This is a genomic window from Janthinobacterium sp. ROICE36 (assembly GCF_002869965.1).
GTDB lineage: Bacteria > Pseudomonadota > Gammaproteobacteria > Burkholderiales > Burkholderiaceae_D > Janthinobacterium.
Genome location: NZ_PEBS01000033.1, coordinates 1 through 25956, shown reverse-complemented (window position 1 = coordinate 25956; position 25956 = coordinate 1). Strand labels below are relative to the sequence as shown.

Annotated in this window: 29 protein-coding genes and 1 rRNA gene; 11 read left to right on the top strand and 19 right to left on the bottom strand. The window is 61.6% G+C overall.

Annotation, left to right across the window (positions count from 1 at the left end; translation table 11 throughout):
- Positions 1-10: 10 nt before the first annotated feature.
- The 4 genes from gatB to CSZ94_RS14770 all read left to right on the top strand — a co-directional run bounded on the left by gatB (position 11) and on the right by CSZ94_RS14770 (position 4441).
- A complete protein-coding gene (gene gatB / locus CSZ94_RS14785) occupies positions 11-1486 on the top strand; it encodes an Asp-tRNA(Asn)/Glu-tRNA(Gln) amidotransferase subunit GatB (protein ID WP_258000987.1) in 1476 nt (491 codons plus the stop codon).
- A gap of 192 nt (positions 1487-1678) precedes the next feature.
- A complete protein-coding gene (locus CSZ94_RS14780) occupies positions 1679-2062 on the top strand; it encodes a BlaI/MecI/CopY family transcriptional regulator (protein WP_102122197.1) in 384 nt (127 codons plus the stop codon).
- Positions 2059-3306: a M56 family metallopeptidase gene (locus CSZ94_RS14775; RefSeq protein ID WP_102122196.1), complete on the top strand. Its 1248-nt coding sequence runs from the start codon at positions 2059-2061 to the stop codon at positions 3304-3306. The genes CSZ94_RS14780 and CSZ94_RS14775 overlap by 4 nt, the downstream gene beginning before the upstream one ends.
- Positions 3307-3403: 97 nt before the next feature.
- Positions 3404-4441: an oxidoreductase gene (locus CSZ94_RS14770; RefSeq protein ID WP_102122195.1), complete on the top strand. Its 1038-nt coding sequence runs from the start codon at positions 3404-3406 to the stop codon at positions 4439-4441.
- A gap of 18 nt (positions 4442-4459) precedes the next feature.
- Here the strand turns inward: CSZ94_RS14770 and CSZ94_RS14765 are convergent, their stop codons facing one another.
- From CSZ94_RS14765 to CSZ94_RS14750, 4 genes are all read right to left on the bottom strand, one after another.
- Positions 4460-4924 carry a carboxypeptidase-like regulatory domain-containing protein gene (locus CSZ94_RS14765; RefSeq protein ID WP_102122194.1) on the bottom strand — a complete coding sequence of 155 codons (465 nt, stop codon included), beginning with the start codon at positions 4922-4924 and terminating at the stop codon, positions 4460-4462.
- 65 nt (positions 4925-4989) lie between these two features.
- Positions 4990-5181 (bottom strand): YqaE/Pmp3 family membrane protein, encoded by a 192-nt coding sequence (locus CSZ94_RS14760; protein ID WP_102122193.1) that lies wholly within the window; start codon positions 5179-5181, stop codon positions 4990-4992.
- A 93-nt stretch (positions 5182-5274) separates the two neighbouring features.
- Positions 5275-6141, bottom strand: a complete 867-nt coding sequence (locus CSZ94_RS14755) for an alpha/beta fold hydrolase (RefSeq protein ID WP_102122192.1) — start codon at positions 6139-6141, stop codon at positions 5275-5277.
- Between the two features lie 21 nt (positions 6142-6162).
- Positions 6163-7056 (bottom strand): LysR substrate-binding domain-containing protein, encoded by an 894-nt coding sequence (locus CSZ94_RS14750; protein ID WP_102122191.1) that lies wholly within the window; start codon positions 7054-7056, stop codon positions 6163-6165.
- Positions 7057-7182: 126 nt separating this feature from the next.
- Between CSZ94_RS14750 and CSZ94_RS14745 the strand changes: the two genes are divergently transcribed.
- Both CSZ94_RS14745 and CSZ94_RS14740 read left to right on the top strand, forming a co-directional pair.
- Positions 7183-7926, top strand: coding sequence for a sulfite exporter TauE/SafE family protein (locus CSZ94_RS14745; protein WP_102122190.1), 744 nt, complete (start codon positions 7183-7185; stop codon positions 7924-7926).
- Entirely contained in the window at positions 7926-8168 is a 243-nt protein-coding gene (locus tag CSZ94_RS14740; RefSeq protein WP_180977485.1) for a GNAT family N-acetyltransferase, read from the top strand. The genes CSZ94_RS14745 and CSZ94_RS14740 overlap by 1 nt, the downstream gene beginning before the upstream one ends.
- Here CSZ94_RS14740 and pyrE read toward each other — a convergent pair.
- The gene (gene pyrE / locus CSZ94_RS14735; protein WP_102122188.1) at positions 8165-8827 is read right to left on the bottom strand and encodes an orotate phosphoribosyltransferase; all 663 of its coding nucleotides are present in this window, start codon (positions 8825-8827) and stop codon (positions 8165-8167) included. The two genes, CSZ94_RS14740 and pyrE, sit on opposite strands and share 4 nt — an antisense overlap.
- Positions 8828-8935: 108 nt before the next feature.
- Here pyrE and CSZ94_RS14730 point away from each other — a divergent pair, with 108 nt between their 5' ends.
- Complete coding sequence (locus CSZ94_RS14730) at positions 8936-9712, top strand: exodeoxyribonuclease III (RefSeq protein ID WP_102122187.1); 777 nt, start codon at positions 8936-8938, stop codon at positions 9710-9712.
- Between the two features lie 6 nt (positions 9713-9718).
- On the opposite strand, the gene CSZ94_RS14725 is transcribed toward CSZ94_RS14730, so the two are convergent.
- The 13 genes from CSZ94_RS14725 to CSZ94_RS14665 form a co-directional block, all read right to left on the bottom strand.
- Complete coding sequence (locus tag CSZ94_RS14725) at positions 9719-10618, bottom strand: RluA family pseudouridine synthase (RefSeq protein ID WP_102122186.1); 900 nt, start codon at positions 10616-10618, stop codon at positions 9719-9721.
- Between the two features lies 1 nt (position 10619).
- A complete protein-coding gene (locus CSZ94_RS14720) occupies positions 10620-11522 on the bottom strand; it encodes a M48 family metallopeptidase (RefSeq protein ID WP_102122185.1) in 903 nt (300 codons plus the stop codon).
- A complete protein-coding gene (locus CSZ94_RS14715; RefSeq protein ID WP_102122184.1) occupies positions 11503-12762 on the bottom strand; it encodes an AmpG family muropeptide MFS transporter in 1260 nt (419 codons plus the stop codon). Before CSZ94_RS14715 ends, CSZ94_RS14720 begins: the two co-directional genes overlap by 20 nt.
- Complete coding sequence (gene metW / locus CSZ94_RS14710) at positions 12762-13373, bottom strand: methionine biosynthesis protein MetW (protein WP_102122183.1); 612 nt, start codon at positions 13371-13373, stop codon at positions 12762-12764. Before metW ends, CSZ94_RS14715 begins: the two co-directional genes overlap by 1 nt.
- Positions 13370-14569, bottom strand: coding sequence for a homoserine O-succinyltransferase MetX (gene metX / locus CSZ94_RS14705; RefSeq protein WP_102122182.1), 1200 nt, complete (start codon positions 14567-14569; stop codon positions 13370-13372). The genes metW and metX overlap by 4 nt, the downstream gene beginning before the upstream one ends.
- A gap of 134 nt (positions 14570-14703) precedes the next feature.
- Positions 14704-16446, bottom strand: a complete 1743-nt coding sequence (ptsP, locus tag CSZ94_RS14700; protein ID WP_102122225.1) for a phosphoenolpyruvate--protein phosphotransferase — start codon at positions 16444-16446, stop codon at positions 14704-14706.
- A 44-nt stretch (positions 16447-16490) separates the two neighbouring features.
- The gene (locus tag CSZ94_RS14695; protein ID WP_034749416.1) at positions 16491-16760 is read right to left on the bottom strand and encodes an HPr family phosphocarrier protein; all 270 of its coding nucleotides are present in this window, start codon (positions 16758-16760) and stop codon (positions 16491-16493) included.
- 92 nt (positions 16761-16852) lie between these two features.
- Positions 16853-17257 carry a PTS sugar transporter subunit IIA gene (locus tag CSZ94_RS14690; RefSeq protein ID WP_035824452.1) on the bottom strand — a complete coding sequence of 135 codons (405 nt, stop codon included), beginning with the start codon at positions 17255-17257 and terminating at the stop codon, positions 16853-16855.
- Between the two features lie 2 nt (positions 17258-17259).
- Positions 17260-18228, bottom strand: coding sequence for a glutathione synthase (gene gshB, locus CSZ94_RS14685; RefSeq protein WP_102122181.1), 969 nt, complete (start codon positions 18226-18228; stop codon positions 17260-17262).
- Positions 18229-18325: 97 nt separating this feature from the next.
- The gene (gene gshA, locus CSZ94_RS14680; protein ID WP_102122180.1) at positions 18326-19624 is read right to left on the bottom strand and encodes a glutamate--cysteine ligase; all 1299 of its coding nucleotides are present in this window, start codon (positions 19622-19624) and stop codon (positions 18326-18328) included.
- 204 nt (positions 19625-19828) lie between these two features.
- Positions 19829-21361: an ammonium transporter gene (locus tag CSZ94_RS14675; RefSeq protein ID WP_102122179.1), complete on the bottom strand. Its 1533-nt coding sequence runs from the start codon at positions 21359-21361 to the stop codon at positions 19829-19831.
- Positions 21362-21372: 11 nt separating this feature from the next.
- Positions 21373-21711: a P-II family nitrogen regulator gene (locus tag CSZ94_RS14670; RefSeq protein ID WP_010393464.1), complete on the bottom strand. Its 339-nt coding sequence runs from the start codon at positions 21709-21711 to the stop codon at positions 21373-21375.
- Between the two features lie 11 nt (positions 21712-21722).
- Complete coding sequence (locus tag CSZ94_RS14665; protein ID WP_102122178.1) at positions 21723-22490, bottom strand: TorF family putative porin; 768 nt, start codon at positions 22488-22490, stop codon at positions 21723-21725.
- 269 nt (positions 22491-22759) lie between these two features.
- Between CSZ94_RS14665 and CSZ94_RS14660 the strand changes: the two genes are divergently transcribed.
- The 4 genes from CSZ94_RS14660 to CSZ94_RS14645 all read left to right on the top strand — a co-directional run bounded on the left by CSZ94_RS14660 (position 22760) and on the right by CSZ94_RS14645 (position 25775).
- Entirely contained in the window at positions 22760-23008 is a 249-nt protein-coding gene (locus tag CSZ94_RS14660) for an accessory factor UbiK family protein (protein ID WP_102122177.1), read from the top strand.
- 111 nt (positions 23009-23119) lie between these two features.
- On the top strand, positions 23120-24640 hold the full coding sequence (locus tag CSZ94_RS14655) for a YifB family Mg chelatase-like AAA ATPase (RefSeq protein WP_102122176.1): 1521 nt from the start codon (positions 23120-23122) through the stop codon (positions 24638-24640).
- A 64-nt stretch (positions 24641-24704) separates the two neighbouring features.
- A complete protein-coding gene (locus tag CSZ94_RS14650; RefSeq protein ID WP_102122175.1) occupies positions 24705-25250 on the top strand; it encodes a hypothetical protein in 546 nt (181 codons plus the stop codon).
- Between the two features lie 180 nt (positions 25251-25430).
- On the top strand, positions 25431-25775 hold the full coding sequence (locus tag CSZ94_RS14645; protein ID WP_102122174.1) for a DUF1840 domain-containing protein: 345 nt from the start codon (positions 25431-25433) through the stop codon (positions 25773-25775).
- A gap of 61 nt (positions 25776-25836) precedes the next feature.
- On the opposite strand, the gene rrf is transcribed toward CSZ94_RS14645, so the two are convergent.
- Positions 25837-25949, bottom strand: a 5S ribosomal RNA gene (rrf, locus tag CSZ94_RS14640).
- Positions 25950-25956 lie beyond the last annotated feature (7 nt).

Genomic DNA, 25956 nt, shown 5'->3' with positions numbered 1-25956 from the left:
CCACCAAAAAATAAGCGAGAACACTATGCAATGGGAAGTCGTCATCGGTCTTGAGAACCACGTGCAGCTCACGACCGAATCCAAAATTTTCAGCGGTTCGCCGATCAAGTACGGCGCCGACGCCAACACGCAGGCCAGCCCTGTCGACCTGGCGCTGCCAGGCGTGCTACCGGTGATGAACAAGCAGGCCGTTGACCGGGCAATCCGCTTCGGCCTGGCCGTGGGCGCCACCGTCGCGCCGCACTCGGTTTTCGCGCGCAAGAACTATTTTTATCCGGACTCGCCCAAGGGCTACCAGATCAGCCAGTTCGAAGACCCCGTCGTCATCGGCGGCGCTCTGACCTTCGGCTACGAAAAGGATGGCGAATTCGTCACCAAGACGGTCAACCTGACGCGCGCCCACCTGGAAGAAGACGCCGGCAAGTCCCTGCATGAAGACTATGCGGGCATGAGCGGCATCGACTTGAACCGCGCCGGCACGCCGCTGCTGGAAATCGTCTCGGAACCGGAAATTCGCAGCGCCGCCGAAGCCGTGGCCTACGCCAAGGCTCTGCACTCGCTGGTCATGTGGCTGGGCGTGTGCGACGGCAACATGCAGGAAGGCTCGTTCCGCTGCGACGTCAACGTCTCCGTGCGTCCCGTCGGCCAGAAGGAATTCGGCACGCGCTGCGAAATCAAGAACCTGAACTCCTTCCGCTTCATCGAGGAAGCCGTGCACGTCGAAGTGCGCCGCCAGATCGAACTGATCGAAGACGGCGGCAAGGTCGTGCAGGCAACGCGTCTGTATGATCCGGACCGCAAGGAAACACGCGAAATGCGCAGCAAGGAAGACGCCCAGGATTACCGCTATTTCCCGGACCCCGACTTGCCGCCGCTGGTCATCTCGCCAGAGTGGATAGCCACGGTCAAGGCCTCGATGCCGGAACTGCCGGCAGCCATGCGCGCGCGTTTCATCAGCGAATACGCGCTGCCGGAATACGATGCGCTGGTGCTGACGCAATCGAAAGCCATGGCCACCTATTTCGTCGCCGTGGTCGACAAGGCCGGCAAGGAAAACGCCAAGGCCGCCGCCAACTGGCTGATGGGCGATGTAGCATCGACCCTGAACCGCGAAGGCGTAGACCTGGACGAAGCCCCTGTCTCCGCCGCGCAGCTGGCCGCCATGCTCATGCGCATCGCCGATGGCACGATCTCGAACAAGGCGGCAAAAGAAGTCTTCGCCGGCATGTGGGAAGCGAAATCGAACGACGAGCACCTGGTCGATACCGTCATCGATGCCAAGGGCCTGAAGCAGATTTCGGACACGGGCGCACTGGAAGCCATCGTCGATGCAGTGCTGGCGGCGAACGCCAAGTCGGTGGAACAGTACCGCGCCGGCAAGGAAGCGGCGATTAACGCGCTGATCGGCCAGGCCATGAAGGCCTCCAAGGGCAAGGCCAACCCGGCCCAACTGACGGAACTGCTGAAGGCCAAGCTGGCGGGATAATTCCGCACGCCCCCCAAAAAAAGACGCTGCGGCGTCTTTTTTTTCGCCTGGCCGCCCCATGCATAAACAAGCTTGTCTAGTTCCTTTCCCATGCTGGACAGCGCCTTGATTGTGCCTTGAAAATTTAAGTATACATTTCTGTCTACAACGATTAATCTAGCCATATTGAAATTCCGGCAAGAGGAAAACAGCATGGCCAAGACGCACGACATCCCGAAACCGACGGCAGCCGAACTCGATCTGCTGCAAACACTGTGGCCGCTGGGCGCCGCCACGGCCAAGCAAGTGCACGAGGCGATGGCATTGACCAAGCCGGCCATCACCTACGGCACCGTGCTGCGCCTGATGCAGATCATGCACGGCAAGGGCTTGCTGATTCGCGACGCAAGCCAGCGTTCGCACGTGTATGCGCCGGCCCAGGCACAGGACAGCCTGCAGACCAACCTGCTCAAGGAACTGATGCAAAAAGCCTTTGCCGGTTCGGCCAAGGCGCTGGTGCTGGCGGCGTTGCGCACGGGCGTGTCGCGCGCCGAGCGCGCAGAGATCGAAAAAATGCTCAAGGACGATCAGTCATGAGCGGCTTCGTACCAGCGCTGGGCTGGACCCTGCTGCACTTCCTGTGGCAAGGCTTGCTGATCGGCTGCGCCACGGCGCTGGCCTGGGCCGTGCTGCGCAATGCGCGGCCGCAAGCGCGCTATGGCGTCGGTTGCGGCGCCCTGCTGGCCTGCCTGGCCTGGCCGGCGACGGGCTTGTATCTGCGTCTGGCGGGAATGGATGCAGCGGGCGCCATGTTCGCCAGCCCCTTGCTACCGGCCACCCTGCTGGTACCCGAAGGCTTGCCGGACCTGGACCTGCTGCTGCGCGCCGTCGTCGGCGTGTGGGCCCTATGCGCCGCAGTGCTGGCCATGCGCATGGCACTGGGCATGCTGTGGATAGAGCGCAGCGCCAGCAAGACGGGCGCCACACACGAACAACTGCAAACAAGGCTGTCGCGCATGGCGCAGGATGCCGGCGTGGCGCGGCCCGTGCGCCTGCGCGTACTCGACAACATCGTCAGCCCGCTCACGGCCGGCATCTGGCGCCCCATGGTGCTGGTGCCTGCAGCGCTGATCACCGGCATGCCGCCGCAGCTGCTCGATGCGCTGCTGGCGCACGAACTGGCGCACATCCGGCGCCACGACTATCTGGTCAACCTGCTGCAAAACGCCATCGAGGCGCTGCTGTTCTTCCACCCTGCCGTCTGGTGGATTTCACGCGGCGTGCGCCTCGAACGCGAACACATTGCAGATGATTTCGCAGCAAGACAACTGGGCGAACCGCGGCGTCTGGCTCTTGCACTCTCGGAACTGGAACGTCTCCAGTTCTCAACCCACCACCTGGCCCAGGCGGCCAACGGAGGAGATCTTATGTCACGTATCACACGATTGCTGCGCCCCGCACCACAAACCCTGAACTGGAAAGCGGCCGTGCCGCTGCTGGCCCTCGCCGGCGCCTGCCTCGGCATCTACGGCCAGGCCGTCGCTGCCGACAGCGCACCCGTGCTGGAGCGCCGCCCCGTCATCGACTTTGGCGTCTGCAGCAAACCGGTCTACCCGGCCGCATCGCTACAGGCGAAGGAAGAAGGCACGGTGATCATGTCCTTTGACGTCGAGGCCTCCGGCAAGGTATCGGGCTCGAGCGTGGTCAACAGCAGCGGCCATCCTGCCCTCGACGAGGCGGCGCGCAGCGGCATTGCCAAGTGCATCTTCAAGCCGGCCCTCGCTGGCGGCAAGCCTGTCAGCGCCAGCGTAAAGTTGCAATACGTCTGGAGCCTGCGCTAATGTAAGCGCGGCGGCATCGTGGCAACATCGCTGCAGCGCTGCCGCCGCCCGCTTGCGGGTATGATCATGGATTCTTCCACGCACTTGTGAACCCGCCATGAACAAGATCAAGACCGGCCTGGTCGGCTACGGCTTTGCCGGCTCCACCTTCCACGCTCCCGTGCTGTCCACCATCGATGCCCTGGAACTGGCGGCCGTCGCCTCCAGCAAGCCGGAGCTCGTGCACAAGGATTGGCCGCGCGCCACCGTGTATGCGGAAGCGGCGCAGCTGTTTGACGATGCCTCGATCGAACTGGTTGTCATTGCCGCGCCCAATGCAGCGCATTTCAGCCTGGCGCAAGCGGCCCTGCAGGCGGGCAAGCACGTGGTGGTCGACAAGCCCTTCACCATTTCCAGCGTTGAAGCGCAGAGCCTGATCGCCCTGGCAAAAAAGAACAATCTGGTACTCAGCGTGTATCACAACCGGCGTTGGGATGGCGACTTCCTGACCCTGAAAGCGCTGCTGGCGCAAGGCACCCTGGGCCGCATCGCCAATGTCGAATCGCATTTCGACCGCTTCCGCCCCGAGATCCGCCAGCGCTGGCGCGAGTCCGACGCACCCGGTGGCGGCTTGCTGTACGACCTGGGCCCGCACATGCTGGACCAGGCCACGCAGCTGTTCGGCCAGCCTGAAAAGCTGTATGCCGATATCGCCCTGCAGCGCGATGGCGCGCAGGCTGTAGATTATTTCCACCTTGTACTGTACTACGACCGGCTGCGCGTGGTACTGCAAGCCGGCTGCCTGGTGAAGGCGCCGACGCCGCGCTTCGCCGTGCATGGCGACAAGGGCAGTTTCGTGAAATTTGGCCTCGACCCGCAGGAAGATGCCCTGAAGGCGGGCGGCAGGCCAGGCCAACCCGGCTGGGGCGTTGACCCCGTGCGCGGCGCACTGCACCTGGGCACGCAGCCGGATGGCCATGTTGAACACCTCGAGATGCAGGCGGGCCGCTACCAGGACTTTTACCAGGGCATGGCCGACGCCATCGGCCACGGCGCACCGGCCCCCGTGGCAGTCGAAGATGCGGCGGCGACGATACGCCTGATCGAACTGGCGCTGCAAAGCACCGCCGAAGGACGCGTGCTCGCGGTCAGCTGATCGGGCTGCCGTCGCCCATCAAGGCCGGCCCTGGTTCGTTCCCGCCGGCCAGACCAGTTCCACGCGCGCGGACGATCCCGCCTTGACCTGCACCTTGCGTTGCAACGTCTTGCCGGCCAGGGTGGCGCGCAAGCTGTAGCTGCCTGGCGCCAGTTTCGCCAGCAGGAACGGTCCGTTGGCCGTCGTTTCCAGCACTTGCGCGCCCTTGGCGTCGCGTATCTCGAGCTTCACGTCGGAGGCAAATTCCGCCTTGCCCGTCGCCTGCACGGAAAACACCAGGCTCAAAGGCCAATGCCGGCTGGCGCTCTTGATGGCCGTCGATTCATCGAGGCCGATGCCGCCGCTCAGGTATTCCACCGCGCCGCTCTTTTGCACGGGCGGCAAAGCGCTATCACCCTGCGCCTGCGCAGCACTTCCCAGCAACAGCCCGGCAGCCAGCATTGCCGCCGCCAGGCCCAGGGTACCGCGTCTGTTTTGTGCCATCTCACTCTCCTCATGTAGTTTGAATCAAGATAGGAAACGCAGCTTAAACAGGACTTAGATCGCCATCAGCGCTGGCGCATGGCCTCGGCGATCTTTTGGTCCGTCTTGTACTGGCTCAGCGCATACACGGCCCAGATCGTCGCTGGCAGCCAGCCGATCAAGGTGATTTGCAGGATCAGGCAAATGATGCCGGCAATGGGGCGGCCGATGGTGAAAAAGGTCAGCCACGGGAGTATCAGGGCAATCAGCAAGCGCATCGTTCGTTCCTTGAATATTCCCCTGTGCCGCGGGGACCGGGCCGGCGCGCCGGCGGTAAACTCAATTTATCCAATTATAGCGATACCTGCGACTCACGCCGGCACGGGTGCCAGCAGTTTTTCCATCCAGGCCAGGATGGCGGCAAAGATCACGTCGCGGTTCACTTCATTGAAATTCTCGTGGTAATTGGCCGGATAGTAGTGATAGTCGAGCAGGCCCTCGGGCACGCTGCGCAGCAGGCTTTCCGTGGCGCGGCTATTGGCCAGCTTGTCGTCGCCCGCCACCACGGCGAACAGGGGAAAGCGCCAATCCGACAAACCGCCCGCCAGTTCCTTTTGCGCCGACGTGAGCGCATGGGCGAAGCGCACCGACGCTGCACTGGCGCGGATGCCGTCGCGCTCATCCTGGAAATGGCGCTCGGTGATGGTCTGATCATGCGTCAGCAGCATGGTCAGATTCCCCAGCGGAACCTTCATCGTCGGGTGGCGCCTGGCCAGCCAGCCGGACAACATCTGCAGCACCTTCGGCACGGGAATCGCATTCACGTAATACGGCGATGAAATAATAAATCCCTTGATGGCCGGGTCGCCCGCAAAACGCTGCAGCCCCAAATGCGTGGCGATCAGGCCGCCCATGGAATGGCCCATGACAAAGATAGGCAAGCCCGGATACGCCTGATTGACCCAGGCGAGGAACCGTTCCTCGTCGTCGAGAAAGGCCTCGAATGACGGAATATCCACCTTGCGCTTGCCATCGTGGCCCACCATGTCGAAGCTGACGGTGGCGATGGCGTGCTGGCGGAAGGTCAGCGCCGGCGTGACATAGTCGCCCGCATGCGGCATGCCGCCGTGGATCGCCAGGATCACGGCACGTGGATGCTCCGGCTGCCAGATGTGGATGGGCCGCTCGACCTGGTCGCTGCACAGCAGGCTGGCCATCTTGTCTTCTGAAAAACGCATCGCTACTCCTGTCATGCACTGTCACGCTTTCAGATGATCGATCAACTGGCGCGCATACAGGGGTAATTCACTGAACTGGCGCACGCAGATCGTTAGATTGCGTACCGACCAAGGATCGGATAATTCCAGGCAGCGCAGCGCCATCGTCTGCTGGCAGCGGCTTGCCGCCGCCAGTGGCACCACGCTGATGCCCACGCCGTTGGCTACCATGCGGCAGACCGCATCGAAACTGCGCAGGCGCACGCGCACCTTCAACGGACGGCCCAGGCGCGCCGCGTGCATGCCCAGGTACTGCTGCATCGCACTGTCGTCCGCCAGGCCGATGAAATCGTGATCCAGCACCGTGGAGAACTCGACGACGCCATCCGGTCCAAGGGCGCGGTGATGCACGCCGTCGGCCGCCGCGATCACCACCAGCCGGTCGGGGCGGAACAAAAACGTCTGCAAGCCGCGCATGTCGACCGAGTCGGACACGATGCCCATGTCGGCCAGCCCTTCCGAGACGGCCTTGACGATATCGTAACTGAGGCGCTCTTCCAGGTCGATGGTCAGATTCGGATGGCGGTCGAGAAATGCGCCCAGCGCCTCGGGCAGGAATTCGCTGAGCGCGGCCGTATTGCACAGCAGCCGCAATTGCCCTTTCAAGCCACGCGTAAACTCACCGAGCTCGCCGCGCATTTTCTCCATTTGCAGCAGCACCAGGCGCGCGTGATGCAGCAAAGTCTGGCCCACGGAGGTCGGCTCCACGCCGCGCCGTCCGCGCAGCAGCAAGGGCATGCCCAGCGCCTCCTCCATACCGCGCACGCGCGCACTGCCGGACGCCAGCGCCAGGTGGCTGCGCGCGGCGCCCGCCGTCAGACTGCCCGCTTCCACCACGTTGACAAACAGCTGCAAGTCGATCAGATCAAAACGCATGACAGCTCCCCTTTTCGCCATCTTATCAGCCTTCGTATTTGCCTTAGGCTGACTCAAAATAATCCACCTTGGCGAAATCCGCCAGCACGCGCAGAATTCACGCAAAATCACTGTGGAATAAACAAGATGGAGACGTCATTTTTGCTGGCCGTCGGCGCCAGTTTTCTCGTCGCTGGCTTCGTCAAGGGCATAGTCGGACTGGGCTTGCCGACGGTAGCCATGGGCACGCTCAGCCTTGTCATGCCGCCCGTGCAGGCGGCAGCCCTGCTGATCGTGCCGTCGATGGTGACGAATGTCTGGCAGCTGGCGGCCGGGCCGGGCCTGCGCACCCTGCTGCTACGCTTGTGGCCCATGCTGGCCAGCGTCATGACGGGCACCCTGGCGGGAGGCGCCCTGCTGCCGCAGGACAGCGGTGCCTGGGCCGTCGTCGCGCTGGGCGTGGCGCTGATGCTGTACGCGCTGGCGGGATTGTTCTCGCTGCAGTTGCGGGTGCCGGCGCGGCACGAAACCTGGCTGGGGCCCGTAGCGGGTGCAGCAACAGGACTGGTGACGACCGCCACGGGCGTGTTCGTGGTCCCCGCCGTGCCATATCTGCAAGGACTGGGGCTGGCGCGCGATGCATTGGTGCAGGCACTGGGCCTGGCGTTTACCACATCGACCGTGGCGCTGGCGGCCAGCCTGGCCCTGCACGGCGACTTCAGTCTCGGTGCGGCCAGTGCTTCCGCGTATGCGCTGCTGCCTGCGCTGGTCGGCATGCTGGCCGGCCAATGGCTGCGCGGGCGCATCGCGCAGCAAGCATTCAAGCGATGTTTTTTTGTCGGCCTGTTCGCCCTGGGCCTGCATGCGGCGCTCAAACCATGGTTGGCGTGATGCAGATCGACTGGCAGGGGGATAGCGCGCTGTGCGCGTGGATCGATGGCCAGCAGGTGGCCATGCTCGACATCAGCCAGTGCGCGAATGGGGTGACGGTGAACATGCTGTTCGTGAAACCGCCGTTCCGGCGGCGCGGCATCGGCGGCGCGCTGCTGCGGCGGCTGTTGCAATGCCATCCATCGGCCAGCGCTGCCTGCAGCGACCTGCGGCTGCGGGCGCTGCTGGAAAAGACGACTTAAATGCCATATTTGGTGCGGTAGGCGGAAACGGCTTCTTTATATTTGAGCAGTTCCGGATCGGCGCCAGCGCCATTCAGGTAGCCGAACAGATCGTCCAGGTTGCCGATCGAGATGACGGGAATGCCGTACTGTTTCGATACTTCCTGCACCGCCGAACTTGGCGACAGCTGGCCATCCGGGCCCGAGCGCTCCATGCGGTCCAGGGCGATCAGCACGGCGCATGGCTCGGCGCCGGCGGCGCGGATCATGTCCACCGATTCACGCACCGAGGTGCCGGCGGAGATCACATCGTCAATGATGACAACCTTGCCATGCAGCTTGGCGCCGACGATGGTGCCGCCTTCGCCATGGTCCTTGGCTTCCTTGCGGTTGAAGGCAAACGAAGTATTGCGCCCCTTGCCGGCCAGCGCCACGGCGGTGGCCGAGGCCAGGGTGATGCCCTTGTAGGCGGGACCGAACAGCATGTCGAATTCGACGCCCGATTCGAGCAGGGTCTGCGCGTAGAACTGCGCCAGCTCGGCCAGGGTGGCGCCGTCATGAAACAGACCCGCATTGAAGAAGTACGGCGATGATCGTCCGGCCTTGGTGGTGAACTCGCCAAACCGCAAGACTCCCTTGGATACTGAAAACGCGATAAACTGCTGGCGTAAATTATTCACATTAGCCTCATTTTTTAAAAGTGCCTGTATTTTAATCCGCGCGCAGCGGCGAGACAATCGCCATGCCGCGCCCGCCGGCCCCGTCCAGCGCCCTTTCACTCTCAACCTATGCCAAAAATTATCTCCGCCAATCTAAACGGCATCCGTTCCGCCGCCAAAAAAGGCTTTTTCAACTGGATGGGCACGCAAACGGCCGATTTCATCTGCGTGCAGGAATTGAAGGCGCAACTGCCCGACATGACGCCCGAATTCCTCAATCCGCACGGCTACCATGGCCATTTCCACTATGCCGAGAAAAAGGGTTATTCCGGCACGGGCGTGTACAGCAAGGTGGAACCGGATGCCGTGCATATCGGTTTCGGCAGCCCCGAATTCGATGCCGAAGGGCGTTATGTGCGCTGTGATTTTGGCAAACTGTCTGTCATTTCCGTGTACTGTCCATCCGGCTCATCCGGCCCGGAGCGCCAGGAGGCCAAGTTCCGCTTCATGGAACTGTTCCTGCCGCACTTGCTGGCAATGAAGGCGCTGGGGCGCGAAGTGGTCATCTGCGGCGACTGGAACATCGCTCACCACGAAATCGACCTGAAAAACTGGAAGGGCAACAAGAAGAATTCCGGCTTCCTGCCCGAGGAACGGGCGTGGCTGACGCGCGTCTTCGACGAAGTGGGCTTTGTCGACGTGCACCGCGGCCTGGACAAGCGCGAAGACCAGTACACCTGGTGGAGCAACCGGGGCCAGGCCTACGCGAAGAACGTAGGCTGGCGCATCGACTACCACGTTGCCACCCCCGGCATCGCCGCGCAAGCGCACACGGTCAGCGTCTACAAGGACGAGCGGTTTTCCGACCACGCGCCCCTGATCATCGATTACACCATCAAGGCGTAAGCACCGCTACAGGCTGCGCCGGCTTTCAAAATGGCGCGGCTCGCCGCTCAAAGGGTCCGTGAAATCGATCGCGCGCGCCAGCAGCTGCAAAGGCTGCGACATGTCGTCTTCCTCGCATGGCGAGGCTAGCGGATAGAACGCATCGTTGACGATGGGGATGCCCAGCGCGGCCAGATGCACGCGCAACTGGTGCTTACGGCCCGTGTGCGGCTGCAGGCGGTACAGATTCATGTCGCCGCGCCGTTCGATCACGTCGATGATGGTTTCCGAATTCGCCTCGCCCGCTTCCTCGCGCATGAGGAAGAACTGCTCTGCCTCGACCATGCGGCTGCGATAAGTAAACGGAAAATCCCTGCCCTCCAGGCGCGGCGCCAGCGCCTCATAGACCTTATGCACTTCGCGACGCTGGAATAGCGTCTGGTAGGCGCCGCGGCTAGCCGGCAGACGCGAGAAGAGAACCACGCCAGCCGTTTCGCGATCGAGGCGGTGGATGGGCGTCAGGTCGGCGCTATTGAACTGATTCTTCAGGCGCGTCAGCAAGGTCTCCTGCACGAAGCGCCCGGCCGGTGTCATGGGCAAGAAGTGCGGCTTGTCGACCACCACCAGGTGTTCGTCCTGGAACAGGATCTCTTCCTGAAACGGGATCGGCGTTTCGCGTTCCAGCTCGCGGTAGTAAAAAATACGCATGCCGCGCCGGTATGCGCTGCCGGGCGCCAGCACGGCGCCATCGCCATTGAGCACTTCGCCGCGCGCCATGCGGTCTTGCCATTGCGCGGCGCCGATCTGCGGATAGCGCTCGATCAGAAAGGTGAGCATGTCCGGCCACTGCCCTTCCGGCAACCACAGATAACTGGGCGCCACACCATCGCGCATAGGCAAGGGTGCGGCGGCGTGACGCTTCGACATCCTAGCGCTGCGCGATGGCGTTGCTGCGGTAGGGAGGCAAGTCGTCGACGCTGACGCCCTTGCTGCGCGCGTACAAGGGCAGCACTTGCGCCATGTGGCTGTTCATCTGCGAGATACGGTCCTTGCCCGACGGGTGGGTCGAGAGGAATTCCGGCGGCGCGCCCTTGCTCACGGCGGCCATTTTCTGCCACAGCACCACGCCGGCACGCGGATCGAAGCCGGCGCGTGCGGCCAGGTCCATGCCGATCAGGTCTGCCTCGCGTTCATCGTCGCGCGAGAACTTCAGCATCACGCCCTTGGCGGCCATGTTAGTGGCGGTGCTGGTCAGGTTCGGATCGACACCGAGCCAGGCCGACAGGCCAGCGCCGGCGAGCTTGGCACCTACGGCGGCCAGGTTACCCTTGCCTGCCTGCGCCTGCGAGTGTTCACGCAAGGCGTGCGAAATTTCATGCCCCATGACGATGGCCACCTCATCGTCGGTCAAATTGAGCTTGGTGATGATGCCGCTGTAAAAAGCAATCTGCCCGCCCGGCATGCAAAAGGCATTGACCTCGTCCGAGTTGAGCAGGTTGACCTGCCAGTTCCAGTTGGCCGCCGCCTCGTTCCAGCGCGTGGCGAACGGGATGATGCGCTGGGCGATGGCGCGCAGACGCCTGACCTGCGGGTCGCTGTCGGGCACCAGCGCGTTTTTTTCCTTCGCTTCGTTGACCAGCTGCGTGTATTGCTGCTTCGATTCTGCATTGAAATCGGCGCCGCCGGCAAAGATGCGCGAGGTCGACAAGGGCCGCACCTTGATGCCATCTTGCAGCGTCGCCTGCTGGGCGTGGGCGGACATGGGGGCCAGGGCGGTGGCCGCGCACAGGCTGGCCAGGACGGCGTAACGTTTAAGGGATATTGGTGCCATTGGCAGACCTCCATGGAGCGATTTTAGGCAGCATCATCATGGCCGGGAAGGCCAGGAAGAAGCACACGATGAAAAACGAAAACCAGCCCAGTTCGGCGACCAGAAAGCCGACCGAGGCATTGATCAGAGTGCGCGGCACGGCGCTCAGACTGGAAAACAGCGCATATTGCGTGGCCGTGTAGCGCGGGTCCGTGGTGCGCGACAGGAACGCGACAAAGGCGGCCGCGCCCAGCCCCAGGCTGGCGAAGGCTTCAAAACCAATCACGGCGCTGAGCAGCATGGTGTTCGGCCCCACCTGCGCCAGCCAGGCAAAGCCCAGGATGGCGATGGCCTGCAGCGCGCCAAATACCCACAGTCCCCGGTTGATGCCCAGCTTGAGCATCCATATACCGCCCACCACGCCGCCAGCCAGGCTGGCCCAGAAACCCGTGGTGTTGGCCGCCAGGCCGATCTGCGTCATGGAAAAACCCAGGTCCAGGTAAAACTTCGTCGCCAGCGCCGTGGCCATGCTGTCGCCGATTTTATAGAGTAATACGAAGGCGAGGATCCACATTGCGTTACGCCAACCATCGCGCGCGATGAATTCCTGGAACGGCAGGATGATCGCTTCGCGCATGGTCTTCGGCGGCGAGCCGTAGACGGTGGGCTCCTTGATCAGCAAAGTGCAGACGAGGCCAGGCAGCATGAAGGCGGCCGTGATCCAGAAGACGGGCTGCCACGGCATGCGGTCGGCCAGGATCAGCGACAGCGCGCCCGGCACCATGCCCGCCACTTTATAGGCGTTGACGATGACTGCGGCGCCCAGTCCCTGCTCGTTATCGGCAAGGATTTCGCGCCGGTAGGCGTCGATGACGATGTCCTGGCTGGCCGACAGGAAGGCGACGCCGCCGGCAGCGGCGGCGATCAGGCCGATCTGCGTGAGCGGGACGAGCATGCCCATGCCGCCGATGGAAAAGAACAGCGCCACCTGCGTCAGCGCCATCCAGCCGCGACGGCGTCCCAGCCCAAGGATGCGGTAGCGGTCCATCAGGGGCGCCCACAGGAATTTCCAGATATACGGGAACTGCACCAGGGCGAACAGCCCCAGCGCCTTGACGTTCAGTCCCGACTTGGCCAGCCATGCCTGCAGCAAATACAGCAGGATGAACAGGGGCAGGCCGGAACTGAAGCCCAGCACCAGCACGGCCAGCATGCGGCCACTGACGTAGGAACGCCAGCCTGGCGCGGGGCTTGTCGTCATCAGTGCACCGCTTTTTTACGCAGGCGGAAGACGGCCAGGTCACCACGCAGGTTGGGCAGCAAGGAGACCATCTTGCCTTCGGCCAGGGCCACGCATTCGATCACTTCCAGGCCGCATTCCTCGGCCAGTTCGCGGAAATCATTGATGGTAGCGCAGCGCACGTTGGGCGTGTCATACCACTGGTAGGGCAGCGATTTCGACACGGGCATGCGTCCTTTCAGCAGCGCCACGCGGTGCGGCCAGTAGGCGAAGTTGGGGAAGGAGACGATGGCTTCGGCGCCCACGCGCACGATGTCGCGCAACAGCGGCTCGACCTGCTTCATCATCTGCAAAGACGACAGGCACAGCACCGTATCGAAACTGTTGTCGCCAAAGATGGCCAGGCCCTTTTCCATGTCCTGCTGGATCACATTGACACCGCGCAGTGTGCTGGCCAGCACCTTGTCGTCGGCAATCTCGATGCCATAGCCGCTGCACTCCTTGTCGCTTTGCAGATACTGCAGCATCACGCCTTCGCCGCAGCCCACGTCCAGCACGTGCGCGTTGTTCGGCACCCAGTGCGCGATGAAGGCCAGGTCGGGGCGCAACGCGCTCAATTCGTCAAAAGTCATGCGGTCTCCTTGGCGCCCTGGCGGACGGCGGTGTGCTGTGCGGCGGCGGGCAAGCCCGCTCCAATATCGGTCCATACCTGGCCATAATAGGCGCGCACCATGTTCATGTAGCGCGCATCTTCCAGCAGGAAGGCGTCGTGGCCGTGCGGCGCGTCGATTTCCGCATAGGTCACCTGGCGGCGGTTGCACACCAGCGCCTCGACGATTTCGCGGCTGCGCTCGGGCGAAAAACGCCAGTCGGTGGAAAACGAGGCGAGGAAGAACTTGGCTTTCGTGCCCGACAGGGCCTTGGCCAGGTCGCCGCCATGCGCGCGCGCCGGGTCGAAGTAGTCGAGTGCCTTGGTAATCAGCAGATAGGTGTTCGCGTCGAAGTATTCGGAAAACTTGTCACCCTGGTAGCGCAAATACGATTCGATCTCGAAATCGATGCCGAAGCCGAATTTGTAGTCGCCGGTCTGCGCCGCATCGCGCAGCTTGCGGCCGAATTTCTCGGCCATGTCGTCATTCGACAGATACGTAATGTGGCCCACCATGCGCGCCACGCGCAAGCCATTTTTCGGCACCACGCCGTGCGCATAAAAATCGCCGCCCCGGTAATCGGGGTCGGACAGAATGGCCTGGCGCGCCACGTCATTGAAGGCGATATTTTGCGCCGACAGCTTGGCCGTCGAGGCGATCACCACGCAGTGGCGCAGTCGCTCGGGGAACATGATGCTCCACGCCAGCGCCTGCATGCCGCCCAGGGAGCCTCCCATCACGGCGGCGAATTGGGTGATGCCCAGCTCATCGGCCAGGCGTGCCTGCGCGCTGACCCAGTCTTCCACCGTGACGACGGGGAAAGAAGCGCCATATGGCTTGCCGGTGGCGGGATTGGTGTGCATGGGGCCCGTCGAGCCGAAGCAGGAGCCCAGGTTGTTGACGCCGATGACGAAGAATTTGTTGGTGTCGAGCGGCTTGCCGGGACCGACCATATTGTCCCACCAGCCCGTACTCTTCGGCTCGTCGGCATACACGCCGGCCACGTGGTGCGAGGCGTTCAGGGCGTGGCAGACCAGCACCGCGTTCGATTTGTCGGCGTTCAGGGTGCCGTAGGTTTCATACATCAACATATAGTCCCGCAGCGATGCGCCGCTTTGCAGCTGCAGGGGTTGCGCAAAATACATGGTTTGCGGCGAAACAATTCCAATGGATGACATGTGTGTCGGTTTATAAAAGGGGGTGGCCCCACGGGCCATGGTCGATGCAGCGCCGCGATGATAGGTTCTGCAACTTTAGCACCAGGAAACATCTTGCCGCGCGCGATGTCTCCTGCTGCTGAAAAAACGACAGTTTACATGAGCTGCAACTGTTGTACGGCTTCCGCGATCACATTTGCTTCCATGGAACGCATAATTTTGCGCATTTGTGGCGCAATCAGGCCCAGGTCACTGTTGAGGATCTCTTGCTTGACTGCCAATAGCTGGGCCGGATGCATGGAAAACTCGCGCAGTCCCATACCCAGCAGCAAGCGCGTGAGCTTCACGTCGCCCGCCATCTCGCCGCACACGGCCACGTCGATGCCCGCCTTATGGCCGGCGGTAATCGTCATGGAGATCAGCTGCAGGACGGCCGGATGCAGCGGATTGTACAAATGCGCCACTTCGTAATCGACGCGGTCGATGGCCAGGGTGTACTGGATCAAATCATTCGTGCCGATCGACAGGAAATCCATGCGCTTGACGAACATGGGCAGCGCCAGCGCGGCGGCCGGTATCTCGATCATGGCACCCACTTCGACGGCGTCGTCGAACTTGACGCCCTCCTCGCGCAGGCTGGCCTTCGCTTGTGCGATCATGGCCAGCGACTGGTCGATCTCGAAGGCATGCGCCAGCATGGGGATCAGGATGCGCACCTTGCCGAAGGCCGAGGCGCGCAAAATCGCCCGCAGCTGCGTCAGGAACAATTGCGGCTCGGCCAGGCAGTAACGGATGGCGCGCAGGCCCAGCGCGGGATTCAGGGCCGTATGGTCGGACTGGTCGAGCGGCTTGTCTGCGCCGATGTCGAGCGTGCGGATGGTCACCACGCGCCCTTTCATCGACTGCACCGTGTTGCGGTAAGCCTCGAACTGTTCGTCCTCGGTGGGAATCTTGTGGGCGCGGCCCATGAACAGGAATTCGGAGCGGAACAGACCCACGCCGCTGGCGCCCGATTCCAGCGCAAACGCGCAATCTTCGGGCAATTCGATATTGGCCAGCAGGGTAACGGGCGTGCCGCACCGGGTGACGGCCGGCGTCTTTTTCAGCTTGCCCAGCTTCTTGCGCGCGCGCTGCATGGCCACCTGGCGCTCGCGGTACTGCTCCAGCACCAGCGCACTGGGGTTGGCGATGACCACGCCGGCGTCGCCGTCGATGATCAGCCAGTCGTCCTGCTCGATCAGCATAGACGCCTGCGACATGCCGACGGCTGCCGGGATATCCAGGCTACGCGCGACGATGGCCGTGTGCGAGTTCTGTCCGCCCACGTCGGTAATGAAGCCGATGAAGGAACGGTCGCGGAACTGCAGCATATCGGCCGGCGAAATATCGTGGGCGACAACGATCATCTGCGCCAGCAATGCATCGTCGGCGACCACCGTGGGCAGCAACTGTTCGGTGCCCAGCAAGACCTTCAGCACGCGTTCGGCCACTTGCTGGATATCGGCCTTGCGCTCGCGCAAATACGGGTCTTCGATTTCGTCGAACTGCGCCGACAATTCATCGATTTGCGTCAACAGCGCCCATTCGGCGTTGTAGTGGCGCGAACGAATGATGTCGAGCGGCGCTTCGGCGATCAACGGGTCCGACAGGATCAGCGCATGCACGTCGATGAACGCACCCAACTCGGTGGGTGCATCTTTCGGCAGTTCGTTCCACAGGGTTTGCAGCTCCTTGTGGACGGCGGCGATGGCGTTTTGCAAGCGCTGGACTTCGGCTTCGATCTGCTCCTGGGCGACCAGGTAATGTTTGACGTCTAGGGCGGCCGGCGCCAGCAGATGCGCGCGGCCAATGGCGATGCCGTGGGAGACCGGGATGCCGTGGAGCGTGAAAGATGCCATGGGGTGACCTGTGGGAATGCGGCTGCGGCTGCGTTCGGCGGGCATTACTCGCCTTCGCCAAACCTGTCATTAATCAGGGCGGTGAGCGCATCGACACATGCCTGCTCATCATCGCCCTCGGCTTCCAGGGTCACTTTCGCGCCCTTGCCGGCGGCCAGCATCATTACGCCCATGATGGACTTGGCGTTGATGCGGCGCGCGTTGCGGGTCAGCCAGACGTCGCTCTTGAACTTGGCGGCGAGCTGGGTAAATTTGGCGGAGGCGCGTGCGTGCAGTCCCAGCTTGTTGATGATTTCGAGTTCTCTTTGAATCATTTTTGTATGGTCTCTATCCCTGAATGCACTACGCTGATGACAACCTTGGCCTATAAAACCCGCCGCCTTCAGGGCGGCGGCCATGCACTTCCTTATTCGCCCACACGGATGCGGTTATCGACGCGCACGGCGCCGCTTTGCGCACCGGCCAGCGCCATCTCCACCACCACGTCAAGCGTGTCGCGGCGATATGTGATGGCGCGCAGCAGCATCGGCAGGCTGATGCCGGCGATGACTTCCACCCGGCCCGCATCGGCCAGCTTGTTGCAGCAGTTCGACGGCGTGCCGCCCTTCACATCGGTAATCACCAGCACGCCGGAGCCGTCGTCGAGGCGGCAGATGGCGTCCGATGCCAGCTTTTGCACTTCCGCCAGGTCCTGGTCGGCGACGACATCGATGGCTTCAAAACGTTCTGTTGGCCCGCGAAACACATGTGCGCAGGCAGCGATGAACGCCTGTCCCAGCGGTGCGTGTGTCATGAGCAAAATCCCTACCATAGTCATTTCACCGTCTGGCGCTGCAGCGCTTGCGCAACGCCATGCTCGACGGCGTCGACAAACATGGCAGCCACCTCAAACCCCGTCTGCTGCATGATTTCCTGGAAGCAGGTCGGGCTGGTGACATTGACTTCCGTCAGATAGTCGCCGATCACGTCCAATCCTACCAGCATCAGGCCACGCGCGGCCAGGATCGGGCCCAGCTTTTCTGCAATTTCCAGGTCGCGTGTCGTCAGGGGCTGCGCCACGCCCTTGCCGCCGGCCGCCAGGTTGCCGCGAACTTCGCCCGCCTGCGGGATGCGCGCCAGCGAAAACGGCACCGGCTTGCCGCCGATGACGAGGATGCGCTTGTCGCCCTTGACAATGTCGGCGATAAAACGCTGCGCCATGATGGTTTGCGCGCCGTTCTCGCTCAAGGTCTCGATGATGGCGCCCAGGTTCAGGCCATCGGCCTTGACGCGGAAGATGCCCGTGCCGCCCATGCCGTCGAGCGGCTTGAAAATGACGTCCTGGTGCTTGGCGTGGAAGGCGCGCAGGCGCGCTTCATCCGACGTCACCAGGGTGGGCGAAGTGAATTCGGAAAACTGGGCGATAGCCAGCTTTTCATTGTTGTCGCGGATGGCGGACGGTTTGTTGAAGACGTGCGCGCCCTGCTTTTCCGCCAGTTCCAGCAAATACGTGCCATACACGTATTCCATGTCGAACGGCGGGTCCTTGCGCTCGATGATGGCGTCCAGGGTCGACAGACGCACTTCCTCGGTGGAGACCACTTTGTACCAGTCGTGCTCGTCGCCCGTCAGCTCGATATGCTGTACCAGTGCCGTGACGATGCCCTCTTCCAGCGCCATGTCCTTCTGCTCGAAGGCGTAGACGACGTGGCCGCGTTTGGCCGCCTCGCGCATCATGGCGAAGGTGGAGTCTTTGTAAGTCTTGAAGCCTGCCAGCGGGTCGGCAAGGAATGCAATTTTCATGGTGCGTCCAATCGGGGAGCCTGGATAAGGAATGCTTGATTTTAGCCGAGATCGTCAGGCGCGGTAGTCACCGCGCCTGGCAAGCTGCATGGATGGATCAATACACCTCGGGATTCGGGTCCGTGCGTTCCATTTCCAGCGATGCGGCCAGCAAGGCCAGGCGCGCCACCACGCCATACACATAGAAGCGGTTCGGCGCGGCCGTGCCCGGCTTGGCCTTCAAGTCCGGCACGGCATGTTGCTGGGCAAACGCCAGCGGCACGTACTGCGAGCCGGGCGCGTTCAGATTCTGATCCACGCCCCGCTCTGCGTGCACGCGGTAAAAGCCGCCCACCACATAGCGGTCGATCATGTAGACGACAGGTTCGGCCACCGCATCCTTGATGCTTTCAAAGGTCGGCACGCCTTCCTGGATGATGACGTCGGTGACCACCTTGCCGTCCTTGACGATGGACATCTTGTCGCGCTGCTTGCGCGACAGGTCGCGCACTTCGCTGGCGTCGCGCACCGTCATGATGCCCGTGCCATACGTGCCCGCATCGGGCTTGACGATGACGAAGGGCTTTTCCTTGATGCCGTACTCCTTGTATTTCTTGCGGATCTTGGCCAGCAGCACGTCGATGCTGGCGGCCAGCGCGTCTTCGCCCTCGCCTTCCTGGAAATTCACATCGCTGCACTTGGCGTGGAAGGGGTTGAGCATCCACGGGTCGACATCGATCATCTTGCCGAACTTTTTCACCACTTCATCGTAGGCCGCGTAGTGGTTGCTCTTGCGACGCAAGGCCCAGCCCGCGTGCAAAGGCGGCAGCAGGCTTTGTTCATGAATATTTTGCAAGATATCGGGGATACCATCCGACAAGTCGTTATTCAGCAGAATTGTGCACGGGTCGAAATCCTTCAAGCCCAGGCGGCGGCCATTGTTCAGGCGCACGAGGGGCTCGATGACGAGCATGTTGCCATCTGGCAACGCCAACGGTGTCGGCTGGGTGATTTCGGGCGACCACGAGCCCAGGCGTACGTGCAGCCCCGTCTGGCGGAAGATCTGCATCAGCCGCGCCACGTTTTGCAGGTATTGCGGCGTAGTGTTGTGCAATTCCGGCACCATCAGCAGGTTGCGGGCGTCCGGACAATACTTGTCGATGGCAGCCATGGCCGCCTGTACGGACAAGGGCAGCATTTCCGTGGCCAGGTTATGAAACCCGCCAGGGAACAGATTGGTATCGACGGGCGCCAGCTTGTAGCCCGCATTGCGCAAGTCCACCGAGCAATAGAAGGGCGGCGTGTGCTCTTGCCATTCCATGCGAAACCAGCGCTCAATGGCCGGCGTCGCGGCCAGAATCTTTTTTTCGAGGTCGAGCAGCGGTCCGGTCAGGGCCGTGACGAGATGGGGAACCATAGTTACATCCTTAAATTATGTGCAGTATTCAAAAAAGCACACAGAACTGCCGACTATATTACCGTGTAAGTACCCCAAATCGGGGCAAAAGCCTTGTTTTAAAGACCTTTTCCATTCCCACAACGAAAAAAAGGCACCTCAATGAGGCGCCCTTTCAAGCAGGGCACGCCGCGCCGGGGCGCTGGCGTGCCAGATCATTATCATTTAGCCATGATAGGCCTGCTCGCCATGGCTGGTGATATCGAGGCCTTCGCGCTCTTCTTCTTCCGGTACGCGCAGGCCGATGACGATGTCGACCAGTTTATAGGCGATGACGGAGACCACGGCCGACCAGATGATGGTGGTGCCGACGGCTTGCGCCTGCACCCACACCTGGTGCCCGATGGAATATGGGTCAGCCGACATCTTGTTGGTCACATAGTCGAAGATGCCTTGACCGCCCAGTTGTGGTGCAGCAAACACACCCGTCAGCAAGGCACCCAGGATACCGCCCACACCATGCACGCCGAACACGTCGAGCGAATCGTCGGCGCCGATCAGGCGTTTCAGGCCATTCACGCCCCACAGGCAGACGACACCGGCCAGCAAACCGATGACCAGGCCACCCATCGGACCGACAAAGCCGGCCGCCGGGGTGATCGCCACCAGGCCGGCAACGGCACCCGATGCGCCACCGAGCATGGATGGCTTGCCTTTGCTGATCCACTCACCGAATACCCACGACAGGGTGGCGGCAGCGGTGGCCAGCAGCGTATTGACGAAGGCCAGGGCAGCCACGTCGCCCGCTTCCAGCGAGGAACCGGCATTGAAACCGAACCAGCCCACCCACAGCAAGGACGCGCCGATCATGGTCATCGTCAGCGAGTGCGGCGCCATCGATTCACGGCCGTAGCCGACGCGCTTGCCGATCATGATCGCACCCACCAGGCCGGCGACGGCGGCATTGATGTGCACCACGGTGCCACCGGCGAAGTCCAGCGCGCCTTTTTGCCAGATCCAGCCGGCCTTCAGGGCTTCGCTGGCCGAGGTGGCGGCGTTGGTGATCAGGTCTGGCCCCGTCCAGAACCAGACCATGTGGGCGGCCGGCAGGTAGGCGAAGGTAAACCACAGCACGACGAAGGCCAAAACCGCAGAAAACTTGGCGCGCTCGGCAAAGGCACCGACGATCAGTGCACAGGTAATGGCAGCAAAGGTGCCCTGGAAAGCCACGAAAACGAACTCGGGAATGACGACGCCCTTGCTGAAGGTGGCAGCGGCGGCAAACGTGCCTTTGGCCGGATCCCAGATGCCGTTCAGGAACAAGCGGTCGAAGCCACCGAAGAAGGCGGTTTTTTCCGTGAAGGCGATCGAGTAGCCATAAATACACCACAGCACGATGACCAGCGCGAACACCATGAACACTTGCATCAGCACCGACAGCATGTTCTTCGAGCGCACCAGGCCGCCGTAGAACAGGGCCAGGCCGGGGATGGTCATCAAGATCACCAGCAAAGTACTGATCATCATGAAACTGGTATCGCCCTTGTTGGCGACAGGGACAGCGGCTGGCGCGGCAGCGGCCGGGGCCGGAGCGACGGCGGGCGCGGCGTCAGGAACCGGCGTCGCGGCGGGGGCGGCGACGGCCGTGGTCGTGGCCGCTTCCGTCTTGACGGGCGCATCGGCAAAGCTCGGTGTGGCGACGCCAAACGCACACAGACAGGCTATCCCGGCGAGCAATTTTGTTATATTTTTATGCATCAATATTCCCCTTAGAGCGCTTCGTTACCGGTTTCACCGGTACGGATGCGGATGACTTGTTCCAGGTTGTAGACGAAAATCTTGCCATCGCCGATTTTACCGGTACGCGCGGCACCTTCGATCGCTTCGATGGCTTGGTCAACAATGGCGTCATCGACGGCCGCTTCAATCTTTGTTTTTGGCAAGAAATCGACGACATACTCAGCGCCACGGTAGAGTTCCGTGTGACCTTTCTGACGGCCGAACCCTTTGACTTCGGTGACGGTAATGCCTTGTACATTGATAGCCGACAAGGCTTCGCGCACTTCATCCAGTTTGAACGGTTTAATGATTGCTGTAATCATTTTCATGGCAGTCTCGCTTAAAAGGTTTTGGACACGGTCAGCACGAGACCGGATTTCGCCAGGTTCTTGCCATTCGGTGCCAGCGACGTGATATTAGCCTTGACGGCGGCCAGCGCCAGGGTCACCATGCCGAAATCCTTGGTCACGCCGATCTTGTAATCGTTATAGCTGAGGGCATCGTTGCGCTCGACTTTTTGGCGGCCCACATGCAGGTTCAGCAGATAACCTTCGTATATATCGATATTCGCGCCCACATCGAGGTAGCCGCTGTTCTTGCTGTCAGACACGCCAAACAGATTGGTGGTCGAGTGCGAGTACTTGATATACATAGGGCCATAGCCCAGTTGGCCGTACAGCTCGAAGGTGTTGGCATTGGTGCTCAGTCCATTCGAGGGATAGAAATAGTACAGGCCGCCCACGTCATAGGTAAAATCCTTGCTGATCTCGCCCCGCTTGCCGCCGTAGATATCCCATTCCAGATTGGTATCGCCACCGCCGTCCTTGATCCATTTGATGCTCGACAGCCAGGTGCCCACGTACAGACCCGTCGGATTGTGGGTATAGTCGGCCCCGCCGCTGATGGCAGGGTCGAGACGGCTTTGCGACACGCCGCGATAACGGTAGTCGCTGCTCAGCGCCACGTTGTAGCTCACCACGTTATCAGGTACGGCTTCGGCCGCAGCAGGCGCTGCCACTGCATCCTGGGCCATGGCGCTGCCGCACACGGCGGTCATGGCCAGCGTCAACGCTGCTACTAAAGTCATGTTCTTGGACAGATACTTCATGGCGATTTCCTTTTATTGAACTTTTAAAGCGGTTGAGGTTTAAAATCTTGGCTGGACATCACAAAGCGCTCATCACTTCTTTAGCAGAATACGTGCCAGCTCTCTTGCCACCTTGACAGGTGTATTTCCGTCCATATCTACCCGGCAAGCCGCCAGGACTGTGGATACAGGCTGCTGAAGCACAATGAACCGCCCAGTTACGCACCAGATTAACGCCGCTGTGCACCGCAATGGTGCGATGCACAGGCCGCACCATAAAAGGACTGACCATGGACATGAATACCTTCTTTAACGACTTGCAAGGCAAGATCCATCAAGCCATCGAAAACTCGCCTGCCAAGGATATCGAGAAAAACGTGAAATCGATGATGACCCAGGGCTTCGCCCGCCTCGATCTCGTCACGCGCGAGGAATTCGATATCCAGGCACAAGTGCTGGCCAAGACCCGCGCCAAGCTGGACGCATTGGAATTGCGCCTGATCGAACTGGAAACGCGGTTGAACGAAGCAAAGGCATAAAGTACTGCCGGCAAGGTCGTGTGATAGACGGCCTTGCTGGCATACCTCAAGCCGGACAGCGTTGCAAGCGCTAGACTGATCCTGACCGCGCTCGCGCCACAGGGGAGTCTGATGAGTCTGACCGTCCTGAAAAGCCGCGCCCTGGCCGGCATGGAGGCACCTGAGGTAAGTGTCGAAGTCCACCTTGCCAATGGCTTGCCCGCTTTTACCATTGTCGGCCTGCCGGATACGGAAGTGAAGGAATCGCGCGACCGCGTCCGCGCCGCGCTGCAAAACTGCGGCTTTGAGATGCCGGCGCGGCGCATTACAGCCAATCTGGCGCCGGCGGATCTGCCCAAGGAATCGGGCCGCTTCGACTTGCCCATTGCGCTGGGTATCCTGGCCGCCTCCGGCCAGTTGCCGGACCAGCAGTTACACCACTACGAATTCGCGGGCGAACTGTCGCTCTCGGGCCAGCTACGTCCCATCCGTGGTGCGCTGGCCATGACCTTTGCGATGCAACGCAGCCAATCGGGCGCGCCGCGCGCCTTCATCCTGCCGCAAGCGAACGCGGACGAGGCGGCGCTGGTCAGCGATGCCTGCATCTATCCCGCCCACAGCCTGCTCGAGGTCTGCGCACATTTTGCCGCGCCCGCCAGCCAGACCGCACTGCAGCGCCATCAACCCGTGCTGGCAGCGCACGCTTTTGCGTATCCCGACTTTGCCGATGTGCAGGGGCAGTTGCAAGCGCGACGCGCACTGGAAGTGGCGGCTGCAGGTGGCCATAACGTGCTGATGGTGGGGCCGCCTGGCGCGGGCAAGACCATGCTGGCCAGCCGCTTCCCCGGCGTGCTGCCGCCCATGAGCGATGAAGAGGCGCTGGAATCGGCCGCCGTGCATTCCCTCGGCGGCCATTTCAAGGTGGAACACTGGAAGCGTCGTCCCTATCGTGCGCCGCACCAGACGGCGTCCGGCGTGGCCCTGGTAGGCGGCGGCAACGTGCCGCGCCCGGGAGAAATCTCGCTGGCCCACTGCGGCGTGCTGTTTCTCGATGAAATCGCCGAATTTCCGCGCCGGGTACTCGATGTCTTGCGCCAGCCCATGGAATCGGGCGTCATCAGCATTTCGCGCGCGGCCCGCCAGGCCGAGTTTCCTGCCCGCTTTCAGTTGATCGCCGCCATGAATCCTTGCCCCTGCGGCTATCTGGGCCACGCTTCCGGCCGTTGCCGCTGCTCGCCCGACGCCGTGCTGCGCTATCACAGTCGCCTGTCCGGCCCGCTGCTCGACCGTATCGACTTGCAAATTGAAGTTGCCGCTATGCCGCCGACGGCGCTGGGGCGGCACGCAGGCGCAGGCGAAAGTACGCAATCTATCGCGATCCGGGTCGCAGCAGCCTTTGCCCTGCAACTGGCACGCCAGGGGAAAGCGAACCAGCGCTTGAGCAACATGGAAATCGAACAGCATTGTCGCCTGGAAACGCATGGTGAACAGTTGCTGCATGGCGCCATGTCGCGCCTGCACTGGTCGGCGCGCACCTACCACCGGGTACTGCGCGTGGCACGCAGCATCGCCGACCTGGCGGGCAGCCCCACGATCACGCAGCCGCATGTCGCCGAAGCAATCCAGTACCGGCGCGTACTACCTGAGATATAAAGCGTCCAGTGAAAACCACGCGTGTGCGATTGCGCGTGACTGGCGGCACTGCTACCATCTACTGATGAAAAAACCATCACTTGCCCTTTTCCTGGCCGTGCTCGCGACAGCTTGCACACTGTCCGCCTGCAGCCCGAAATTCGACTGGCGCGACTATCGCAGCCCCGACGCCCAGTTCACGGCCCTGTTTCCAGGCAAGCCGGCCGTGCTGACACGCGAGATCGATCTCGATGGCAAGAAAGTCAGCCTGACCATGACGGCGAGCGAAATCGATGGCAGCACCTTTGCCATCGGCAGCGCCGTGCTCGACAGCGCAACACAAGCGCAAGCGGCCCTGCCCGCCATGCAGACAGCCCTGTTGAAAAATATCAACGGCACCGCGCGCAGCGAAAAATCGGCATCGGCGGCCAGCAGCACTGCTGCCGGAATGCACCAGCGCAGTTCGCTCAGTATCGAGGCCAGCGGCACGCAGCAAGGCCAGCCTGTCTTGCTGGTCGGCCGTTTTGTGGCACAGGACAAGCACATCTTCCAGATCATCATTCTCGGTGAAGAGCACAAGCTGTCGCGTGACACCATCGATACCTTCATGGACTCGGTGAAACTGGAGTGAGACTTAACGATCGCTTAAACGGATGTTTTGACGGTAAGCTGGCCCTTGTAAATACGTGCGTTGTCCAACAGATGGCGGTATCAAGCTTGCAAATGTGCAATCCGGGCAATCGGACGGCCTGTGCGATATTTCAAGTCGTGATATTGTTTCGGCACTAACAACAAGTTTCAGAAAGCGCTTATGTTGATCTCATTCAAATCCAAATCCTCCCCTGAAGTGCTGATGTACCAGGAACATGCCCAGCGTATCCTCGACATCCTGCACAAGAACCCCACGCGCGGCGTCATCACGCCAACGGAAGCGGGAGATGCGCTGGCCCTGCTGGAAAAAGAAGTCGCGGAAAGCAAATTGCATCCGGAAAATGACATCGAGCACGATGCTCATACGCCGGAAACGCTGGAAGATGGCGAAACGGGCACCCATGCGCGCGCGCAAAAAGTGCATTTTTCGCAGCGCGCCTATCCCTTGATGGAAATGCTGCGCTCGGCCAAGGCAGAAGGTGAAAGCATCACCTGGGGCATCTAGTCCCATGACCGCTGCAGACGAAAAAAAACCCCGCACCTAGCGGGGTTTTTTTATATAACAAGCCTGACGATAACCTACTTTCACACTGGTTGCAGCACTATCATCGGCGCAAAGTTGTTTCACGGTCCTGTTCGGGATGGGAAGGGGTGGGACCAACTTGCTATGGTCATCAGGCATAACT

Bases quoted from the DNA above. Each gene is read 5' to 3' on its own strand.
- CSZ94_RS14745 (WP_102122190.1), top strand. From the start codon at position 7,183: ATGGAGACGTCATTTTTGCTGGCCGTCGGCGCCAGTTTTCTCGTCGCT.
- CSZ94_RS14730 (WP_102122187.1), top strand. From the start codon at position 8,936: ATGCCAAAAATTATCTCCGCCAATCTAAACGGCATCCGTTCCGCCGCC.
- CSZ94_RS14770 (WP_102122195.1), top strand. From the start codon at position 3,404: ATGAACAAGATCAAGACCGGCCTGGTCGGCTACGGCTTTGCCGGCTCC.
- CSZ94_RS14750 (WP_102122191.1), bottom strand. From the start codon at position 7,056: ATGCGTTTTGATCTGATCGACTTGCAGCTGTTTGTCAACGTGGTGGAA.
- CSZ94_RS14655 (WP_102122176.1), top strand. From the start codon at position 23,120: ATGAGTCTGACCGTCCTGAAAAGCCGCGCCCTGGCCGGCATGGAGGCA.
- CSZ94_RS14720 (WP_102122185.1), bottom strand. From the start codon at position 11,522: ATGGCACCAATATCCCTTAAACGTTACGCCGTCCTGGCCAGCCTGTGC.
- CSZ94_RS14760 (WP_102122193.1), bottom strand. From the start codon at position 5,181: ATGCGCTTGCTGATTGCCCTGATACTCCCGTGGCTGACCTTTTTCACC.
- gshA (WP_102122180.1), bottom strand. From the start codon at position 19,624: ATGGTTCCCCATCTCGTCACGGCCCTGACCGGACCGCTGCTCGACCTC.
- CSZ94_RS14660 (WP_102122177.1), top strand. From the start codon at position 22,760: ATGGACATGAATACCTTCTTTAACGACTTGCAAGGCAAGATCCATCAA.
- CSZ94_RS14715 (WP_102122184.1), bottom strand. From the start codon at position 12,762: ATGACGACAAGCCCCGCGCCAGGCTGGCGTTCCTACGTCAGTGGCCGC.
- CSZ94_RS14665 (WP_102122178.1), bottom strand. From the start codon at position 22,490: ATGAAGTATCTGTCCAAGAACATGACTTTAGTAGCAGCGTTGACGCTG.
- CSZ94_RS14645 (WP_102122174.1), top strand. From the start codon at position 25,431: ATGTTGATCTCATTCAAATCCAAATCCTCCCCTGAAGTGCTGATGTAC.
- CSZ94_RS14775 (WP_102122196.1), top strand. From the start codon at position 2,059: ATGAGCGGCTTCGTACCAGCGCTGGGCTGGACCCTGCTGCACTTCCTG.
- CSZ94_RS14670 (WP_010393464.1), bottom strand. From the start codon at position 21,711: ATGAAAATGATTACAGCAATCATTAAACCGTTCAAACTGGATGAAGTG.
- CSZ94_RS14740 (WP_180977485.1), top strand. From the start codon at position 7,926: ATGCAGATCGACTGGCAGGGGGATAGCGCGCTGTGCGCGTGGATCGAT.
- metW (WP_102122183.1), bottom strand. From the start codon at position 13,373: ATGACTTTTGACGAATTGAGCGCGTTGCGCCCCGACCTGGCCTTCATC.
- CSZ94_RS14755 (WP_102122192.1), bottom strand. From the start codon at position 6,141: ATGCGTTTTTCAGAAGACAAGATGGCCAGCCTGCTGTGCAGCGACCAG.
- ptsP (WP_102122225.1), bottom strand. From the start codon at position 16,446: ATGGCATCTTTCACGCTCCACGGCATCCCGGTCTCCCACGGCATCGCC.
- gshB (WP_102122181.1), bottom strand. From the start codon at position 18,228: ATGAAAATTGCATTCCTTGCCGACCCGCTGGCAGGCTTCAAGACTTAC.
- CSZ94_RS14695 (WP_034749416.1), bottom strand. From the start codon at position 16,760: ATGATTCAAAGAGAACTCGAAATCATCAACAAGCTGGGACTGCACGCA.
- CSZ94_RS14765 (WP_102122194.1), bottom strand. From the start codon at position 4,924: ATGGCACAAAACAGACGCGGTACCCTGGGCCTGGCGGCGGCAATGCTG.
- CSZ94_RS14780 (WP_102122197.1), top strand. From the start codon at position 1,679: ATGGCCAAGACGCACGACATCCCGAAACCGACGGCAGCCGAACTCGAT.
- CSZ94_RS14725 (WP_102122186.1), bottom strand. From the start codon at position 10,618: ATGTCGAAGCGTCACGCCGCCGCACCCTTGCCTATGCGCGATGGTGTG.
- CSZ94_RS14650 (WP_102122175.1), top strand. From the start codon at position 24,705: ATGAAAAAACCATCACTTGCCCTTTTCCTGGCCGTGCTCGCGACAGCT.
- CSZ94_RS14690 (WP_035824452.1), bottom strand. From the start codon at position 17,257: ATGGTAGGGATTTTGCTCATGACACACGCACCGCTGGGACAGGCGTTC.
- metX (WP_102122182.1), bottom strand. From the start codon at position 14,569: ATGTCATCCATTGGAATTGTTTCGCCGCAAACCATGTATTTTGCGCAA.
- CSZ94_RS14675 (WP_102122179.1), bottom strand. From the start codon at position 21,361: ATGCATAAAAATATAACAAAATTGCTCGCCGGGATAGCCTGTCTGTGT.